Origin of the sequence: Clostridium sp. SY8519 (genome assembly GCF_000270305.1) — a bacterium.
Classification (GTDB): domain Bacteria; phylum Bacillota; class Clostridia; order Lachnospirales; family Lachnospiraceae; genus SY8519.
The window spans coordinates 394,060-413,264 of sequence record NC_015737.1; the positions used below are offsets into that span (position 1 = coordinate 394,060).

The 19,205-nt window shown below is 53.8% G+C and carries 14 protein-coding genes; 7 read left to right on the forward strand and 7 right to left on the reverse strand.

Annotation, left to right across the window (positions count from 1 at the left end):
- Nucleotides 1–60: 60 nt before the first annotated feature.
- The gene (locus CXIVA_RS01935; RefSeq protein WP_013976328.1) at nucleotides 61–2,151 is read right to left on the reverse strand and encodes a glutamine synthetase III; all 2,091 of its coding nucleotides are present in this window, start codon (nucleotides 2,149–2,151) and stop codon (nucleotides 61–63) included.
- A 394-nt stretch (nucleotides 2,152–2,545) separates the two neighbouring features.
- Between CXIVA_RS01935 and asnB the strand changes: the two genes are divergently transcribed.
- Nucleotides 2,546–4,129, forward strand: coding sequence for an asparagine synthase B (asnB, locus tag CXIVA_RS01940; protein ID WP_013976329.1), 1,584 nt, complete (start codon nucleotides 2,546–2,548; stop codon nucleotides 4,127–4,129).
- Between the two features lie 118 nt (nucleotides 4,130–4,247).
- On the opposite strand, the gene purF is transcribed toward asnB, so the two are convergent.
- Nucleotides 4,248–5,654, reverse strand: a complete 1,407-nt coding sequence (gene purF, locus CXIVA_RS01945) for an amidophosphoribosyltransferase (protein ID WP_013976330.1) — start codon at nucleotides 5,652–5,654, stop codon at nucleotides 4,248–4,250.
- Nucleotides 5,655–5,904: 250 nt separating this feature from the next.
- Here purF and CXIVA_RS01950 point away from each other — a divergent pair, with 250 nt between their 5' ends.
- From CXIVA_RS01950 to CXIVA_RS01960, 3 genes are all read left to right on the forward strand, one after another.
- Complete coding sequence (locus CXIVA_RS01950) at nucleotides 5,905–7,119, forward strand: glutamine synthetase family protein (RefSeq protein WP_013976331.1); 1,215 nt, start codon at nucleotides 5,905–5,907, stop codon at nucleotides 7,117–7,119.
- A 12-nt stretch (nucleotides 7,120–7,131) separates the two neighbouring features.
- A complete protein-coding gene (locus CXIVA_RS01955) occupies nucleotides 7,132–7,713 on the forward strand; it encodes an ANTAR domain-containing protein (protein WP_013976332.1) in 582 nt (193 codons plus the stop codon).
- A 189-nt stretch (nucleotides 7,714–7,902) separates the two neighbouring features.
- Complete coding sequence (locus CXIVA_RS01960) at nucleotides 7,903–9,384, forward strand: B12-binding domain-containing radical SAM protein (RefSeq protein WP_013976333.1); 1,482 nt, start codon at nucleotides 7,903–7,905, stop codon at nucleotides 9,382–9,384.
- A gap of 106 nt (nucleotides 9,385–9,490) precedes the next feature.
- On the opposite strand, the gene CXIVA_RS01965 is transcribed toward CXIVA_RS01960, so the two are convergent.
- The 4 genes from CXIVA_RS01965 to CXIVA_RS01985 all read right to left on the reverse strand — a co-directional run bounded on the left by CXIVA_RS01965 (nucleotide 9,491) and on the right by CXIVA_RS01985 (nucleotide 12,803).
- Nucleotides 9,491–9,799: an AzlD domain-containing protein gene (locus tag CXIVA_RS01965; RefSeq protein WP_013976334.1), complete on the reverse strand. Its 309-nt coding sequence runs from the start codon at nucleotides 9,797–9,799 to the stop codon at nucleotides 9,491–9,493.
- Nucleotide 9,800: 1 nt separating this feature from the next.
- Nucleotides 9,801–10,583 carry an AzlC family ABC transporter permease gene (locus CXIVA_RS01970; RefSeq protein WP_013976335.1) on the reverse strand — a complete coding sequence of 261 codons (783 nt, stop codon included), beginning with the start codon at nucleotides 10,581–10,583 and terminating at the stop codon, nucleotides 9,801–9,803.
- Nucleotides 10,584–10,774: 191 nt separating this feature from the next.
- Nucleotides 10,775–11,623: a cation diffusion facilitator family transporter gene (locus tag CXIVA_RS01975; protein WP_041728197.1), complete on the reverse strand. Its 849-nt coding sequence runs from the start codon at nucleotides 11,621–11,623 to the stop codon at nucleotides 10,775–10,777.
- A gap of 328 nt (nucleotides 11,624–11,951) precedes the next feature.
- A complete protein-coding gene (locus tag CXIVA_RS01985; protein ID WP_013976337.1) occupies nucleotides 11,952–12,803 on the reverse strand; it encodes a pirin family protein in 852 nt (283 codons plus the stop codon).
- A 325-nt stretch (nucleotides 12,804–13,128) separates the two neighbouring features.
- Here CXIVA_RS01985 and CXIVA_RS01990 point away from each other — a divergent pair, with 325 nt between their 5' ends.
- Both CXIVA_RS01990 and CXIVA_RS01995 read left to right on the forward strand, forming a co-directional pair.
- The gene (locus CXIVA_RS01990) at nucleotides 13,129–14,088 is read left to right on the forward strand and encodes a D-2-hydroxyacid dehydrogenase (protein ID WP_013976338.1); all 960 of its coding nucleotides are present in this window, start codon (nucleotides 13,129–13,131) and stop codon (nucleotides 14,086–14,088) included.
- A 237-nt stretch (nucleotides 14,089–14,325) separates the two neighbouring features.
- Nucleotides 14,326–16,941, forward strand: coding sequence for a PEP/pyruvate-binding domain-containing protein (locus CXIVA_RS01995; RefSeq protein WP_013976339.1), 2,616 nt, complete (start codon nucleotides 14,326–14,328; stop codon nucleotides 16,939–16,941).
- A gap of 82 nt (nucleotides 16,942–17,023) precedes the next feature.
- On the opposite strand, the gene CXIVA_RS02000 is transcribed toward CXIVA_RS01995, so the two are convergent.
- Nucleotides 17,024–18,100, reverse strand: coding sequence for an XdhC family protein (locus CXIVA_RS02000; protein ID WP_013976340.1), 1,077 nt, complete (start codon nucleotides 18,098–18,100; stop codon nucleotides 17,024–17,026).
- Between the two features lie 204 nt (nucleotides 18,101–18,304).
- Here CXIVA_RS02000 and yqeC point away from each other — a divergent pair, with 204 nt between their 5' ends.
- Nucleotides 18,305–18,997 carry a selenium cofactor biosynthesis protein YqeC gene (yqeC, locus tag CXIVA_RS02005; protein ID WP_013976341.1) on the forward strand — a complete coding sequence of 231 codons (693 nt, stop codon included), beginning with the start codon at nucleotides 18,305–18,307 and terminating at the stop codon, nucleotides 18,995–18,997.
- Nucleotides 18,998–19,205 lie beyond the last annotated feature (208 nt).

Here is a 19,205-nt window from a genome sequence, read left to right on the forward strand (position 1 = left end):
TGCAGGGTATGGATCCCTCATACCCTGCTGCCCTTCGCTGCCGGTTCGGCAGCCTGTGCCTTACTCGGAAAACAGCATATCGCTGTATACCGGGAACGGCCAGTATTTTTCATCGGTAATTGCTTCCAGCTGGTCCGCTGCAGTTCTCGCGCTGACCATGTCCGCGATTACAACATCTTTATAGTAGTCCATGGCTACCACATTATCTTCCGGTACTGCCTCCAGGTGGCTTTCCAGCTTCTCTGTGGCATCCAGCAGCGCGTCGGTCAGAACGGCCAGTTTCTCGCAGGTCTTTGTTTCATAGACCACCGGCACTTCCGCTGCTTTCAGATCTCCCATCCGTCTGCACAGTTCTGCGGCATAGGCGGATACTGCCGGAAGGATCTGTCTGCGGATCATATCGTCCATGGTGTGGGCTTCAATGGAAATCTGCGCGCAGTAGGTATCCACGTGGATGTTGTATCTGGCAAAGATTTCTTCTTTTGTATAGATACCGTTGCTTACATACAGATCGATGTTTTTCTGATCGATGTAATGCGGGATTGCGTCCGCCGTTGTCTTCAGGTTGCTTAATCCCCGCTTTTCTGCTTCCTCAATCCAGGAGTCGTCATAGCCGTTGCCGTTGAAGATGATGCGCTGATGTTTGATCAGGGTCTCACGGATCAGGGTGTGCAGTTCTTTCTGGAAGTCATCGGTTTTTTCCAGAATATTCGCGAACTCTTTCAGCTCCTGTGCCATAATGGTGTTCAGGGCAATATTCGGTCCGGAGATGGACTGGGAAGATCCCAGCATACGGAACTCAAATTTGTTGCCGGTAAATGCCATCGGCGAGGTCCGGTTTCTGTCTGTCGTATCCTGACGGATGGCGGGCAGCATGTCAATGCCGATCTCCAGCATCTGCTTGCCGTTTTCCTTAAATTCCTTGTCGTTGATAATGGACTGGACAATTGCCTCCAGCTCGTCCCCAAGGAAAATGGAAATGATGGCCGGCGGTGCCTCCTGGGCGCCTAATCTGTGATCGTTGCCGGCGCTGGCCACTGTGTTCCGCAATGCTTCCTGATATTCATCCACACCTTTGATAAAGGCGGCCAGGAAAAGCAGGAACTGGGCATTCTGGCTGGGGGTGGAACCGGGGCTGAACAGGTTGCGTCCGGTATCGGTTCCCAGGGACCAGTTGTCATGTTTGCCGGAACCGTTGACACCTGCAAAAGGCTTTTCATGAATCAGGCAGGCAAAGCCGTGACGGTCTGCCACCTTTTTCATCAGTTCCATGGCCAGCTGGTTCTGGTCGGCTGCCTGGTTGGCGTCACAGTAGACAGGCGCCATTTCGTGCTGGGCCGGTGCCACTTCGTTATGTTTGGTTTTGGACAGCACGCCGACTTTCCACAGCTCGTTGTCCAGATCTTTCATATATGCGGATACCCGGGGCTTCAGCTGGCCGAAGTAATGATCCTCCAGCTCCTGTCCTCTCGGCGGTTTGTTTCCGAACAGGGTTCTGCCGGTCAGCCGCAGATCCTCACGCTGATCCCTCAGTTTCTTGTCAATCAGGAAGTATTCCTGTTCGGAACCTACCTGGGCGGTGACCCGTTTTGTCTCCGTATCCCCGAAAAGCCGCAGGATTCTGACTGCCTGTCTGGATACTTCATCCATGGACTTTAACAGCGGTGTCTTTTTATCCAGTGCCTGTCCGGAATAGGAGCAGAAAATTGTGGGAATGTATAAGGAATCGTCTTTGACAAAGGCAAAGGATGTGGGATCCCATGCCGTATAACCTCTTGCCTCAAAGGTGGCCCGCAGACCGCCGGAAGGGAACGAGGAAGCATCCGGCTCGCCTTTTACCAGCTCTTTGCCGGAGAATTCCATAACGATCTTCCCGCCTTCGGAAGGATTGATGAAGCTGTCGTGCTTCTCTGCTGTTACGCCGGTCATCGGCTGGAACCAGTGGGTAAAGTGGGTCGCGCCTTTTTCAATCGCCCACTGCTTCATCCCCTCCGCAATTTCATTTGCGGTCGCGAGATCCAGCTGCGTGCCGTCGGTGACACATTTTTTCCAGGCCTGATACGTAGCCTTGGAAAGACGCTGTTTCATGGTTTCTTCGTTAAACACCATACTTCCGAAAAGTTCCGGTAAAGTTTCTGTACTGCTGGTCATAGTCAGTCCTTTCTCTGCCTGCGGCAGTCGAATCAATTTTTTAAGAAGCTGGAATTTTCACATTTTGCCACTGTAAAAAACAGAAAAAAGGCAATGGGAATCCAACGTGGATGTGGCCCCATTGCCGCTATTCGTTTCAATTATTCCATTGCCTCCGGCAGATGCGCTGCCTGCTGTTGTGCTGCAACACATACCTGCTGTAAAAATTTGTCTTTGATTATATGGCGTCCGTATGGAATTGTCAATAGGATTTTATGGTTGACTTCTGAAAAAAACTGTGTATACTGACTGTAAAAGCAAAGGCGCTTTGATCGGTATCCCGGTCAGAGCGTCTTTTTCTTTATTATCAAAAACACTTCCCCTTTTTGGAAGTGCTTACAGGAGGAACAAATCTATGTGTTCAATCATGGGTTACATGGGCAGCCGGATGACTGCCGAAGAATTTGCGGACGCACTGGCCGCCACCACATCCAGGGGCCCGGACGCCACCCGGATCACCGATATCCCCAACGGGTATCTCGGTTTCAACCGACTCGCTATTATGGGGCTGACTGCCTCCGGTATGCAGCCGTTTACACGAAACCGGAACGCACTGGTGTGCAACGGTGAGATCTTCGGATTCCGTCCCATCAAGGCACAGCTGGAAGCCGAGGGCTGCCGCTTTGAAAGCGACAGCGACTGCGAAATCCTCCTGCCGATGTATGAGAAACTGGGCACCGACATGTTCTCCCGTCTGGACGGGGAATTTGCCCTTATTATATATGATGCAGACAAAGACTCCCTCATCGCAGCCCGCGATCCCATGGGCATCAGACCCCTTTACTACTGTTATGACAGCGATGAAAATATTGTGTTTGCATCTGAACCAAAGAATCTTACGAAATATTTCGACCGTATTATGCCGTTTCCACCAGGGTATTACTACGAAAACGGAGAGTTCATCTGTTATCGGGACATGTCGGAATCCAGTTTCTATTCCAAAGATTCTATGGACGAAATCAGCCGCAACATACACGATAAGCTGATCGCCGGCGTACGCAAGCGGATGGACTCCGACACACCGGTAGGCTTTCTGCTGAGCGGAGGCCTGGATTCCTCCCTGGTCTGCGGAATTGCGGCCCGGGACAGCAGCCGGCCGATCCGCACCTTTGCCATCGGCATGGATACGGATGCCATCGACTTGAAATATGCCCGGGAAGTGGCGGAATATATTCACAGTGATCACACGGAAGTCATTATCTCCGCCCAGGATGTCATCGATGCCCTGGAGCCGGTTATCCGGATTCTCGGCACTTACGATATCACCACCATCCGTGCCTCCATCGGCATGTATCTGGTGTGTAAATACATCCATGAGCACACGGATATCCGCGTGCTGCTCACCGGCGAGATCTCTGACGAACTCTTCGGCTACAAATATACCGATTTCGCGCCGAGTCCGGAAGCCTTCCAGGAAGAAGCCCGGAAACGGATCCACGAAATCCACATGTACGATGTGCTTCGGGCCGACCGCTGCATCAGCAGCAACAGCCTGGAAGCCCGGGTTCCCTTCGGTGATCTGGACTTCGTTGACTACGTCATGCATATCGATCCGGAGATCAAGATGAACCATTACGGCATCGGCAAATATCTGCTGCGCCATGCGTTTGAAAAAGACGCCCTGATCCCGGAGAATATCCTTATGCGGGAAAAAGCCGCCTTTTCCGACGCGGTAGGCCATTCCCTGCGGGATGACCTGCAGGACTATGCGGAACAGCACTACACAGACGCCGAGGCCCAAGCCCTTTACGGCAAATACAAAAACCCGTCACCCTTTACCAAAGAATCCCTGCTCTACCGGGAAATCTTTGAGAAATACTATCCGGGTGAATCCCAGATGGTGATCGACTACTGGATGCCGAACCGGGACTGGGAAGGATGCGATGTCAACGATCCTTCTGCCCGTGTACTTTCCAACTACGGCGCTTCCGGCGAATGATGCCGTCCCTGCCGTCCGCCCGATCCTTCGCGGACTTCTGAAAAAAACACGCCGGCAATAGCCGGTTCAATACCTGCCGTCCATTCCGGACGGCAGGTTTTTTATCTGGCTGCGGAATTTATTCAAACCGGTTTTTCGATGTCTCTTCCGGCAGTTCAGTCGGATATTCTCCGGAGAAGCATGCGGTACATGTCTGGTCCGCGTATTCCCCCGCCAGCTGTCTGGCATGTTCCAGGGACAGATAGCCCAGGGAGTCCGCGCCGATAAACGCGGCGGTTTCCTCCACGGAGTAGCGGCAGGCAATCAGATTCTCCTTGGAATCAATATCTGTGCCGTAATAGCACGGATTGAGAAACGGCGGCGCGGAAATACGCATATGCACTTTTCTGGCGCCTGCGTCCCGTACCAGCTGTACCAGACGTCTGGATGTGGTGCCCCGGACAATGGAATCATCCACCAGGATCACGTCTTTGCCCCGGATGACTTCGGATATGGCGTTTAATTTCAGGCGCACCAGTTTTTCCCGCTCTTCCTGTGTCGGCGCAATGAATGTCCTGCCGATGTATTTATTCTTCATCAGACCGATTTCATAAGGGATTCCCGATCCTCTGGAATAGCCGATGGCTGCGTCCAGGCCCGAATCCGGCACGCCGATGACCAGATCCGCCTGTACCGGATGCTCCTTGGCCAGGAATTTTCCCGCTTTTACCCGGGCTTCATGGACGGAGATCCCCTGGATCACAGAGTCCGGACGCGCAAAGTAAATATACTCAAAAATGCAGAAGGAAGGTTTTTTCTTTCCGCAGTGGGTGCGGATGGAACGGAGACCGTTACCGTCTGCCACAACAATTTCACCCGGATCCAGCTCCCGTTCGAATCTGGCGCCTACCGCATCCAGCGCGCAGGTCTCCGAAGCAAATACATATGCGCCTTCCGGTGTCCTTCCGTAACACAGCGGGCGGAATCCCCGGGGATCCCTTGCGGCAATCAGCTTGGCCGGAGACATCAGAAGCAGCGAGTATGCGCCGTCGATGGTATACATGGCGCGTTCCAGCGCCTCTTCGATGGAGCCGCAGTTCAGTCTTTCTCTGGTCACAATGTATGAGATTACCTCAGTATCGCTGGTGGTGTGAAAGATGCAGCCTTTCATCTCCAGTTCTCTGCGCAGCACATCTGAATTCACCAGATTGCCGTTATGGACCAGGGCAAGCTGTCCTTTGATATGTTTGATGACCATTGGCTGGGCATTGCTTCTGGTTACTGTGCCGCTGGTAGAATAGCGGACATGCCCTACTGCCATATTGCCCGCTCCAAGGGCATCAATCTCCGCCTTGCTGAATACTTCCTGCACCAGGCCGAGATCCTTGTGTACATAGATCAGGCGGTCTCTGTTCACTGCGATGCCGGCAGATTCCTGCCCTCTGTGCTGCAGCGCGGTCAGTCCGTAGTACACCTGCTGAGCCAATGCTCCGTCGGTCTCCTGACGGATGCCGAAGATTCCGCACTCTTCATGTATTTCCTGCATGGTATCTGTTCCTCCTTCATGCACCGACTATACGGTTCCAGCAAAAAAGTTACTCCAGTTTCCTCAGATATGTCAAGGGCTTTTCCCTGTTTATCGGAAAATTCTTGACACGCAATTTCCCGCAACGTATAATTTGACTGTATTTTGAACTGATTGAGGCAAAGACGTCCGCAGATACCCACTGAAGCATCGGCCGGATTTTCTTGCCTCTTTTTTGTTTCTGCTGCGCAGGCGGATATGGAGGATTCATATGAAAGCATACAGAGAAATTATAGATTTTATCGAAGAGGAAAATGTCCAGTTTATCCGGCTGGCCTTCTTCGACGTGTTCGGCAAGCAGAAAAACATTGCCATCATGCCCGGTGAGCTGCACCGCGCCTTCACGGAAGGCATCTCCTTCTATGGCGGGGCGATTGCCGGTTTCGGCACGGCAGCCCGCTCGGATCTCTTTCTTCATCCGGACCCCACTACCTTTTCCCTGGTGCCCTGGCGGCCCATCGACGGCCGTGTCGCCAAGATGTTCTGTGATATCACCTATCCGGACGGCACTCCCTTCGAACGGGACAGCCGCGCCATCCTGAAGCAGGCGGTATCCACCGCCCGGGAGAAAGGCGTGGAAGTGTATTTCGGACCGGAAGTGGAATTCTATGTCTTCAAAAAAGACGATTACGGCAATCCCACTAACATTCCGCTGGACAACGCCAGCTACATGGATGTGGATCCGGAAGACCGGGGCGACAACATCCGCCGGGATATCTGCTTTACCCTGCAGGAAATGAACATCACCCCGGAAACCTCCCATCATGAACAGGGTCCCGGCCAGAATGAAGTGGATTTCCGCTACTCCGATGCCCTGACTTCCGCGGATAATACCGCTACCTTTAAATGGGTCGTAAAAAGCATTGCCGAAAGCAACGGCAACTGGGTGGACTTTTCCCCAAAACCCCTTCCGGACAAACCGGGCAATGGCATGCATCTGAACATTTCCATTCTGGACAAATCCGGCAAAGACCGGACCGATTCGTTTATGGCAGGCATTCTCCACTATATTCTGGATATGACACTGTTCCTGAACCCTACCGCGGAATCCTACAACCGCCTGGGGCACAGCATGGAAGCGCCCCAGTATGTCAGCTGGTCCGCCGAAAACCGCTCCCAGCTCATCCGCATTCCCGCATCAGATCAGAAGCGGATCGAACTGCGCTCCCCGGACCCCACCGCCAATCCCTACATTGCTTACGCCCTTCTGATTTACGCAGGACTGGAAGGACTGGAAAAAGGCCTTGTCCCCAGCGCTCCTGTCGACAGGAATCTCTATCAGGTGGATGTGGCCCTGGAAGAGGATCTGACTCCCCTTCCGTCTTCCATCAGCGAAGCCGCGAAATACGCGAATCAGAGCGCCTTTATCCGTGAGCACATCCCGGCGTCTCTTCTGGACGCGTATCTGAAACAGGCACAGCAGTAAGAAAGGACAGGTATGGCACGCACAGAGTATTCCTGCAATGCACTGATTGTCACCAAAAGCACCAATGCATACAATTCCATTGCCACCGTGGTCAAATCCGTTTTCACGAAAACCACCCAGGCCGCTTCCATCGTGCAGGCCCGTCAACGGCTTGCCTCCGGCGATATCCGGGCACTGATCATCAACACCCCCGCAGCAGATGAATTCGGCATTGAAGCCGCCATCGATCTGTCTTTCCGGCACACCATCGCGATTCTTCTGATTGTCAAGGCGGATATCTACGACCGGGTAAACTATCAGACCCAGGGCACCGGTATACTGGTTCTGACCCGGCCTCTGAAGGGACAGATCCTTGTGGAAGCAGCCAATATCATGAAAGCCACCCAGAGCCGGTTGGCTGTCATGGCTGCCGAAAACGCGAAACTGCGCAAACGTCTGGACGAGCTGGGACTGATCACCCGGGCCAAATGCCTGCTGATCGAACACGAGCATCTCACCGAGGACATGGCGCATCACACGCTGGAAAAGACCGCCATGGATCAGGGACTGTCAAAGAAGGAAGTGGCGGTTCAGATTATCCGCAGATATGAATAATACGGCGGAATACCGATCCCTCCAACGGAGGAACACAGCTTACCTGCTGTAAAGATTCTGTAAACTGTTTCGAAACAAAACATGAAACTTATCAGGGTCCGCAGAAAGCATTAGAACATTGGACCGGATTGTACTATAATAATCTTATCTTGTGAACGGCATAAAACACAGCAAGGAGAACTTATACACATGAAGATATTACTGGTTTATCCTGAGTATCCGGTTACATTCTGGAGCTTTAAATACGCACTGAACTTTATCCACAAAAAATCAAACCTCCCGCCCCTGGGCATCCTGACCGTAGCGGCCATGCTTCCGGAGGACTGGGATCTGGAGCTGGTGGACATGAATGTTGACCCTCTGCGGGACAGTCAGATCCGCCGGGCGGATTATGTCATGATCAGCGCGATGAATATTCAGCAGGACTCGGTCCGCACGGTGATTGACCGCTGCAAAAAGCTGAATACCAAAACAGTGGGCGGCGGCCCCCTGTTTTCCACCGAACCGGAAAAATACGATGACGTAGATCATCTGCTTCTGTATGAAGGTGAGATCTGCGTACCGGAATTTGTGGCAGACCTGAAAAAAGGTACGCCCCGGCACATCTACCGTTTTGAAGAATATCCTTCCATTACCGAAACCCCTATCCCCCGCTGGGATCTGTTAGATAAAAAACAGTACGCCATGCTCAGCCTGCAGTACTCCCGGGGCTGCCCGTTCCACTGCGAATTCTGCAACATCGTGTCCCTGTTCGGGCATACGCCCCGCACCAAGAGCACCGATCAGATTCTGGCCGAGCTGGACGCCATCTACGACATCGGCTGGAGAGGCGCCATCTTTTTTGTAGATGACAATTTTATCGGCAACAAGAAAAAATTAAAGACCGAAGTTCTTCCTGCCATGATCCAGTGGATGCGCCAAAGAGACTATCCCTTTGCCTTCTTTACGGAAGTATCCATCAATCTCTCCGATGATGAGGAACTCATGAACCTTATGGCAGAAGCCGGGTTTGACAACGTCTTCATCGGCATTGAGACTGTGGACGATGACTGTCTGAATGAATGCGAGAAAGTCCAGAACCAGAAGCGTGACCTGGTGGAATGCGTCCGAACCATCCAGCAGCACGGCATGCAGGTCCAGGGCGGATTTATCATGGGATTTGATCACGAAAAACCCACCATCTTCAAAAATATGCACCGGTTCATTCAGCGCAGCGGCATCGTGACCGCCATGGTCGGCCTCCTGACAGCGCCTCCCGGCACGAAACTCTACGACCGCATGAAAAAAGAAAACCGGCTGGTGGACGAGTTTTCCGGCATCAACACCAAAACCGACATGAATTTTATCCCAAAGATGAACATGGACACGCTGCTGCATGGCTATACCAGCATGGTGCGCTCCATCTACAAGCCGAAAAACTACTACCACCGTGTCCGGACGTTTCTGGCCAACTACAGGCCGAAAGGACTGCACAAATCCAAACTGACCCTTACGGAATTTAACGCCTTTCTGAAGTCCTGCTTCCTTCTTGGAATTGTATCCAAAGACCGGAACGACTACTGGAGACTCCTGTTCTGGACACTGAAAAACCGCCCGGAACTCTTCGGACGGGCGGTTGCTTTCTCGATTTACGGCTATCACTTCCGCAAGTGTCTGCCGGAACAGCTGTAAGTATCTTTGGAAACGGCTGCCGGTTTCCTCTTCCGTAAGTATCTTCGGAAATGACTGCCGGCTCCCTCTTCTGCAAATATCTGCGGAAGCGGGAGCCGGCTCTTTTTCAGCACAGAATCAGTTCGGTGACAAAGACCACTGCGCAGCATACCGCTGCCACCTGAAACAGGCCGGCCCTCAGCCATGCGCAGAGGACACCGGCCGCCAGGGCCAGGGCACCGGCGGCCGGTGTCTGTGTGGCTTTCAGAATCGCCGGAAATGTCATCACAGCCAGCGTCACATAGGGCACGTAGTACAGAAACGACTGCACAAACCGGTTGCGGATCGGCTTCCGGATCAAAAGAATCGGCAGCACGCGCACCAGATATGTGGTCAGTGCCATCAGCCCAATATATACATATACATTCGGAGCCATGCTACAAGTTCTCCTTTCTGCTTTCCGGCGAAAGGCCGGTTTCCGGATGTTCCTGTTCCGAAAGCGCCTCTCCGGGCGCTTTTTCCGGCTGAATCGGGCACAGCAGCGCCGCCAGCGCGGATATTCCGACGGTCAGAAGAATGGTGCGGTTGCCTTCTGACAGTCTGGAAATTCCGGGCAGCACGCCGGCTGCCCAGCTGGCCGCAAAGGCAATGGCCACAAACACACCGACTTTTTTATCTTTTCTGGATGGCGGGATAATAATCGCGAGAAACATGCCGTACAGCGCTACGCTTAAGGCGCTGACCAGCCGCAGCGGAAGAATGTTTCCCACCACAATCCCGGCTGTGGCCCCCGCCGCCCACACAGGCATACAGAGACACCAGGCTCCCAGCGGATACAGCACCTGCAGCGGCCCCCTTCTGGCAATCGTTATGCCAAAGATTTCATCTGTAATGGTAACCCCTGTCAGCATCCGCTTTCCCAGTGAGGTCCCAGGCGGAATTTTCTGATTCAGTGCAAATCCCATCAGAAGGTAGCGCGCATTTGTAATTATGGACACCAGCACCAGCTGCAGATAGCCTGCCTGGGCCGCAAACATGGTAAATCCCACATACTGGCCGGCCGACGCATAGACCAGCGCGCTGGCCAAAAAGCCCTGACCGGCAGTAAATCCGGCACTTCTGGCAATGATTCCCAGTGAAAATGACACGGCGAAATACCCGATAGCGATGGGAACTCCATCTCTGACGCCGTCTGTAAAAACTTTTCTTTTCTGATCCATTTCCTGCCCCGTACGATCTTTCTCCCTGTTCCGTACAATTTTTTCTGCTCTGTACCATCTTATTTCCCGCTTCCCAGGATCTCTGTAACAGACCTGGTCCTGCAGATCCGCAGGCAGAGCTTTTCCTCTTTTCCCGGATCCGGCAGATTTCTTTTTCTTCTGCCGTTTTCAGCCCAGCCGACGGTGATAAGTTATACCGGATTCACATGGACCATGCAGTGCTTTACCCGCGGAAAATTCTTTTCAATCGTCCCGTGCACCTGCTCCGCAATCGCGTGTGCCTCCCGCAGGCTCATATCGCCTGCTGCACGGATTTCCACATCCACATAGACTTTGGATCCGAAGGTGCGTGTTTTCAGTTCATCCACACCGCGCACACCGTCCACTGAGCAGATGGTGCGGCGCAGTTCTTCCACAGTCTCCGGCGTGCAGGCATGATCTGTCATCTTGCTGACCGCATCCCGGAAAATATCTATCGCAGATTTTATGATAAAAATGCAGATCACCACGCTGGCCAGGGGATCCATCGCCGGGAAACCCATCCGGGCGCCGATCACACCCACCAGACTGCCCACCGAAGACAGGGCGTCGGAGCGATGATGCCATGCGTCCGCCATCAGTGCGGTGGAGTCAATCTGTTTGGCCGCGTTTCTTGTATACCAGTACATTCCCTCTTTGACTGCAATGGATACCACTGCAGCCACAAGCGCAAGCAGACCGGGAATTCCCAGATGTTCGTAGGAACCCGACCGAAGTGTCCGGATTCCCGCCATTCCGATTCCGGCGCCGGTAATGCCAAGCATCACCGCCAGCACCAGCGACGCCACACATTCAAAGCGTTCATGGCCGTACGGATGGCTGGCATCCGACTCCCTGCCGGAGATCTTTACACCGATGATTACAATAAATGTGCTGAGCACATCTGAAGCAGAATGGATACTGTCCGATATCATTGCGCTGGAACCGGCAAAAATACCAGCCAGCAGTTTGAACAGTGTCAGCAGTACATTGGTCACAATACTGACCGCTGATACCTCCATGGCAATTTTTTCTCCGGACTGATGGTCTGTGTCATATTCTTTCCATTTCAATGTATCACACCTCATCTTCCGCATAAAATAAAACAGATTCCAGTCGATTATACTGTAGAACCGGACAGTATGCAAATCTCCGGAACAAACGCCGAAGATGGCGGAAAAACATTGAATCCTTTTGTTTCTTCCACTCTTTTTGCCGTCTGCGCCGGATATCTGCTTCAGCAGAAAAACTCCCGGCAGCTGGATCTGCTGCCGGGAGGCCGACGCCCCTGGGGGCCGTTATATTACCGGATCTGTCTGTTTTTACCGGATTTTCAGTTTCTGCGCTTTCTTATCTGTTTTCATAACCGGCTTCCTGTTTCACAAATGTGCCGGCATTGATCTCATCGACTGCCGTAATCATCTCATCTGTCGTATTCATAACGATCGGGCCGTACCATGCCACCGGTTCTTCCAGACGAACCGAACTCATAAAAAGGATCTCGATGGGCTCATCCAGCGCGGCAACTGTCACCTGGTCCCCTTCTCCCAGTTTTGCCGCCGTCTTGGCAGCCACATGGGTTCCGCTGACCATGGCGTCGCCTTCCAGTGTAAAGACCATAGCGGAACGTCCCTCCGGAAGGTCCAGAGTCACGCTGCCCCGGGGATCCAGGAAAATATCATAATAGTCCAGCGGCAGATATCTGCCCTGTATTCCGCTGGCAGATCCGTAATTTCCCGCGATCAGCCGGAGTTTTCCGTGTTCCAGCGGAAATTCCTGAATTTCCTCTCGCAGGATTCCATGATAAAAGGGAGGTGCCTGCATCTTGTCCTTCGCCGGAAGATTCAGCCAAAGCTGCACTCCCAGCATCCGCTCCGCCGGCTGCGGCATTTCTTCGTGAAACGCGCCGGATCCGGCCGTCAGCCACTGGGCCTCTCCGTCACGGATGGCCGCTTCTGTTCCCAGATGGTCCCGGTGCACAATTTTTCCCCGGGATAAAAAGGTCACTGTCTCGATGCCCCTGTGGGGATGCATCGGAAATCCGGCTGTATAATCAGCCGGATCGGCAGAGTCAAACGCATCCAGCATCAGAAACGGATCATACATCTCTGCCGTCTGGTTTCCCAGTACACGCACCAGACTGACACCTGCGCCATCGGTCGTTCTGGTTCCTGTCACCTGATGAATTACTTTTTTCTCCATATATCTGTCCTTTCCCGCAGAAACAGTCCGGTCAGCTTCCCGATCTGCCGCCGCTTCCTGAAAACAAACGCTTTCTTACCACGGGATCTGTCGAATCCCGTTTCAATCGGTCTGACTAAATGTGTAAGACTGGATCATATATTATTGGACTGTTTTTGTCAAGTATGTATTCCGAAATGTCTCCTCCTCTATCTTCCAAAATGTCTTTCCCCTTATGCTCTGCTTCTTTTTCCCGATCTGCTCCCTCCCCCTTAACAAGCGGTCCGAAATCTAGTATGATAAATTGGATTTATATCGAAACAACTTGGCAGAAATGGAGGCTTTCATGAAAATCATTGTCTTAGACGGATATACGGAAAACCCCGGCGATCTTTCCTGGGACGGCCTGCGGGCCCTGGGGGAACTTACCGTATACGACCGCACTTTATCCGCGGCGGATGCCATTGCCCGCATCCGTGACGCCGAAATCGTCTTTACCAACAAAACCCCTGTGACCGCAGAGGTGATCCGTGCCTGTCCCGGGATGCGCTACATCGGCGTACTGGCCACAGGATACAATGTTGTGGATCTTGCTGCTGCCGCCGAGGCCGGCGTCACCGTAACCAATATCCCCTCCTACGGCACAGAATCCGTTGCCCAGTTTACCATTGCCCTGCTGCTGGAACTCTGCCATCACATCGGCGCCCATTCCGACAGTGTCCGACGGGGGGACTGGGAACGCTGCCCGGATTTCTGCTACTGGAATTATCCTATGATGGAATTAAACGGAAAAACCCTGGGCATCATCGGCTTCGGGCGCATCGGTCAGCGGGTTGCCCAGATTGCACGCGCCTTCGGCATGAATATCCTGGCCAATGCCAATCACCCGGATCCTTCCCTGGAGGATACCCACTGCCACTACACAGACCTGAACCGGCTTCTGGCGGAATCCGATGTGATATCCCTTCACTGCCCTCTCAATGACAGCACCCGGGAACTCATCAACCGCCACACCATTGCCCGGATGAAAGACGGCGCCCTGCTGATCAATTCCTCCCGGGGCGGCCTTGTCAACGAATCTGACCTCCGCGGCGCCCTGGACAGCGGAAAACTGGGCGGAGCTGCAGCAGATGTGGTCTCAGCCGAACCCATCCGCAGTGACAATCCCCTGCTGAACGCCCGCAACATGATCCTGACACCCCATATCGCCTGGGCGCCCCGGGAAGCCCGGCAGCGGCTGATGGATCTGGCGGTGAGCAACCTGGAGGCATATCTTGCCGGCAAGCCGGTAAATGTTGTATCGTAGCTTTGACCTGCCCGCCTGTGCAGGCATGAGGTTTCTCAGAAAGTTACCGGCGATTTCCGCATCTTTCCCTTGTAACTTTCCCCCGGTTTTGCTATGATTCAATCAGATACACAAATATCCTTTTCTTTTTGTGTTATCTGAATACTCGTTGCGATGGGCAGAGAGGTCCGTTTTTTTGGATCTCTCTGCCCATTTTCTATCTATTGCCGTAAAAACACGGAAAAGGAGGCTTCTGCTATGTCTGCATTTGAACGCATCCAGTCCGGCATTCCCCAGATGGATCAGGCCCTGGACAGCATCCGGCTGGGCGATAACGTTGTGTGGCGGGTGACAGATCTGGAGGAATTCCGCCAGGTAGTCACCCCCTTTGTGGAACAGGCGCGGAACGATCATCGAAGCATCTATTATATCCGCTTCGCCAGCCATCCGCCGCTGGTGCAGCAGCAGCCCGGCGTCACCGTGATCCCCGTGGAACTCTCCCACCGCTTTGAAACCTTCACCGTAGACATCCACCGCATCATCGAATCCGCCGGCCGTGAAGCGTTCTACGTCTTTGACTGTCTCTCCGAACTGCAGACCGCCTGGGCCACCGACCTGATGATGGGCAATTTTTTTCAGGTGACCTGCCCGTTTCTGTTTGAGCTGGATACGGTTGCCTATTTTCCGCTGATCCGCGGCAAACATTCCTCTTATGCCATCGGCTGCATCCGGGAAACTGCCCAGGTATTTCTGGATATGTATACCGGGACGCCTTCTTCCGCATCCGGGGATCCTCTTTACTATGTCCGCCCGGAAAAAATATGGCGCCGGGACTCTGCCACCATGTTTCTGGCCCACATGTTCCGCCCTGCGGAAAAAAGTTTTCAGCCGATTCTGGACGGCGTCCAGGGCAGCCACTTCTATCAGGTGCTGTCCCGGTCCGGCAGTCAGACCGTCTCCAGCTGTGCCGACAGCTGGGACCGATTTTTTGACAATACCCGGATGCGCCTGGAAGCCGGTGAGGACGTTACCGAAGCCTGCACCCGCATGTGCCGTATCATGATGACCCGGGACGAGCGTATGCGCCTGATGGTGGGAAAACATTTTCAGCCGGAAGACTACCTGCGGGTCCGTGACCATATGATCGGCACCGGTATGATCGGCGGAAAATCCTGCGGCATGCTCCTGGCCAGAAAAATCATCGCCAATCTCCATCCGGAAATCAGCGCCCGTCTGGAGCCCCACGACTCCTTCTATGTCGGTTCCGATGTGTTCTACACCTATATTGTACAGAACCATTTCTGGAAACTCCGGGTGCAGCAGCGCACCGAAGAAGGATATTTTGCCCTGGCCGAGACCTGCGCGGAACATTTTCGGAACGGCAGATTCAGCCGCAGCATGCGGGAGGAGTTCGTACGCCTGCTGGAATACTACGGAGGCGATCCCTTTATCGTGCGCTCCAGCAGTATCCTGGAAGACGGATTCGGCAACGCGTTTGCGGGTAAATACGAATCGGTCTTCTGCTCCAACACCGGCACGATTACGGAACGGCTGGAGGAATTTGAACAGGCCATACGTACGGTTTACGCCAGCACCATGTGTCTGTCTGCCCTGGATTACCGCAAACGGCGCGGCCTGGACAAACGGGACGAACAGATGGCGCTTCTGATCCAGCGGGTATCCGGCTCTCACTTCGGCACCTGGTATCTGCCCTGCGCCGCGGGTGTCGGCTATTCTTACAGTCCTTACCGGCTGATGCGCCAGAGCGATCCCCGGGCGGGCATGCTGCGTCTGGTCATGGGGCTTGGCACTTCTGCCGTGGATCGGACGGCTGAATCTTATCCCCGTCTGGTCAGCCTGGATATGCCGGAAAAGACAGCCGCCGCTGACATTGCCCGGCGGCACCAGTTTTCCCAGCGCAGATTTGACGCGCTGGATCTGGTTGCCCGAAGCGTCCGGCAGCTGCAGCTGGAAGATATCCTTGAACTTCTGCCGGAGTATCTGAAAAAGCTGCTTTTAGAAAACGATTACGACGCGGAACGCCGGCTGCGGGAACGCGGCATCTACCGGCGCATCCCGTTTATTTCCTGCCGGGGACTGGTGGAACACAAAGCCCTGATGCAGGACATGCAGTGCATCCTTCAGACCCTTCAGGCAGAATACGACTACCCGGTAGATACCGAATTCACCATCAATCTGGCGCAAAACGGCGAATACATCATCAATCTGCTGCAGTGCAGACCGCTGCAGATTTCCTCCGGGCAGCAGGAAATTCCCCAATGGACGAATATTCCGAAGGAAACTGTTTTCCTGGAGTGCGTCGGCACATCCATGGGATGGTCGGATCAGTTTCCGGTGGATCTGCTGGTCTGGGTAGACCCTGTGGGCTACTACAACATGCCCTATCAGAAAAAACACGCCGCAGCATCTGCTGTAGGCCGGATCAACTGGCACTTTCGCGGAAGCGGCAAAAAGCTGCTCCTGATGGTGCCCGGCCGCATCGGCACTTCTTCCCCGGAACTCGGCGTGCCCTGCACTTTTTCTGATATCAGCGAATTTTCTGCCATTTTTGAACTGGCAGACTCCAGAGCCGGCTATCAGCCGGAACTGTCCTATGGCAGCCACTTTTTCCAGGATCTGGTGGAATCCGGCATTTTGTATACTGCAGTGTTTGAAGCCTCCAGTACACGCTGTTTCCATCCGGAATGGCTGAAAAAAAGCGGGAACAGACTGAAGGATCTGTTCCCGGATCTGAAAGATCTGGAGGATATTATCCGGATCTGCACGCCGGACGCTGCCCACAGCCTGCTGCAGTATGATATGCAGAAAGATCGTCTGCTTCTTCAGCTCACACCTGCAGGGGAAACTGATTGATCCCAGGGTTGTCCCATAGCTTCCCGATTGGCCCGGGGGCTGTTCCTGTGGCTGACGCGGCACAGCAGCCACAGGCGGCCCGTTACCGCGGCTGCTGCTCAAAGTCTCCGCCGATGTTCTCCAGCAGAACATCTTCCACCCCGCCGCAGGCCATGCTGTTTTTCTCTCCATTGATTTCTGTATTGTCAATCGTAATGACGCGGCAGCCCCTTTCCGGATGCCGCATCATTGCCCTGGCATTCCGGATCACTTCCGCTTCACCGCATCCGCCGCCGATGGTCCCGATGGTCTGTCCGTTGGCGCCAATCAGCATCTTTGTGCCTTCCTTCCGCGGAGAAGACCCCCGTTTTCCCACAATCGTGCCCAAAACCCACCGGGTCCCGGTATCAGTCTGTGTCAGGCACTCCAGGATATCATCCGGGTAGCCGCTGCCTGTTCCGCTGCTTCGGGGATGAGCCTTGGTTCCGCGGCAGATCTGTATGATCTCCGCCAGAATCGATACCGCGATTTCCTCCGGTGTCTCCGCGCCGATATCCAGTCCGATCGGCATGTGAATCCGGTCCGTAATGTCATCCGGATATCCCTGCTCCCGCAGCTGCTCCCGAATCACCGCTGTCTTTCTTCTGCTGCCCATCATTCCCAGATATGCCCAGGGCTTGGGAAGGATCTTCTGCAGGCAGTCCGCGTCTGACCGATGTCCGCGGGTCATGATCACGAACCAGGTGTTCCTGTCTCCCCTGATTCCATCCAGCGCCTGACAGAAATCATCGCAAACCGTGCGGTCCGCGCCTGCTTCCCCCGCCTGACCTGCAGGCAGCGGCCGGTCATCAATCACCGTCACGTGAAATCCCAGCTGTCTGGCCTGCCGCGTCAGAGCCAGTCCCACATGTCCGGCACCGCAGATCACCATTTTTTTTCTGCCGCTGAGCTGCTCGTAAAACACTTCGCAGCCGTCGATCTGACAGCGGCCGGTGCCGTTCAGCCCCTTCAGTTCCTGCAGATGCTTCAGCCAGAAGGAGCCTTCCGCATATACCGGACGCTGTTCGCTGCCGGACACCAGGATCTTCTCACCAGCTGCTGTTCCGCTCAGTACCGTAGCTGTCAGATGCTCTTCCAGCATATCTCTTTCTTTGATTTTCTGATAGAATTCCGCCCTCATAGCAGCTCCTTCCCTCTTATTTTTCCGAACTTTTTGACAGGTTTCCATATTTTTTGTTTGGTTTTATTATAGCACCGCCCGGGAAGATTGAAAAGGAAGAAAGCGCACAAAAATCTAACTTTTCTTTAGACAGTATGCCTGTTTTTCTGCATTCGGAAATCTGCTAAACTGATAGCACACCCCAAACGAAAGGAGACACAAAGGATGGAAGCATTATACCGGCTGCTGCGCATTACGCCGGGTATTACTTCTGTCATCGGCAGCGGCGGAAAGAGTTCCCTCATCCGCTGTCTGGCAGAAGAACTGCCCGGACGGGTGCTTGTAACCACTACCACTCATATGTATCCCTGGCGCCCGGAACATTTTCTCCCGGTCACCGGACCGGAGGATCTGCCCGCCATGGTCGAAGGGCTGGCTCAAACGCCCCTTCTCTGCATCGGCACTCCCGCTGCGGATGGAAAGATTTCCGCTCCCGGCGTCCCGTTTTCTGAACTTCTGCCTCTGGCAGACTATATCCTGGTGGAGGCCGACGGCTCCCGGCAGCTTCCGCTGAAGGCCCACGCGGACTGGGAGCCTGTGATCCCGGACGCCTCCGGACAGACCATCTGCGTCGTCGGTGCCTCCGGCTTCGGAGGGCCCGTCCGGGAAGTCTGCCACCGCCCGGAGCTGTACTGCCGGCGTTCCGGCCTGTCTCTCCAGGATCCCGCCACTGCGGCCTCCTGTATCCGGGTTCTGCTGCAGGAACAGCTCTGTACCCGCATCTTTATCAATCAGGCGGATCCGCCGATTTCCGCTTCTTTGCGGCAGGAACTGGATCTTTTCGCAAAACAGTGGAAAAAAAATGTGTACGCAGGCTCGCTGCGTACACATCATTGGTTTTCTCTGCATCCGGAATGACTTCCGGATGCAAAATGACATTCTTTCTGTAAATAATTAAGAAAGAGTCTGCCTGTATGGAGCAGTTCCATACAGATGCAGAATATATATGAAACATATCATTTGCGGGCGGGTTCCCCTTTTCCTGACGAAGGATGTGTCATGTTTCGGCGGGTTTCCCTTCTCCCAGATATGATTCATGCAGTAAAAGGTAAGATTTTTTTATTAG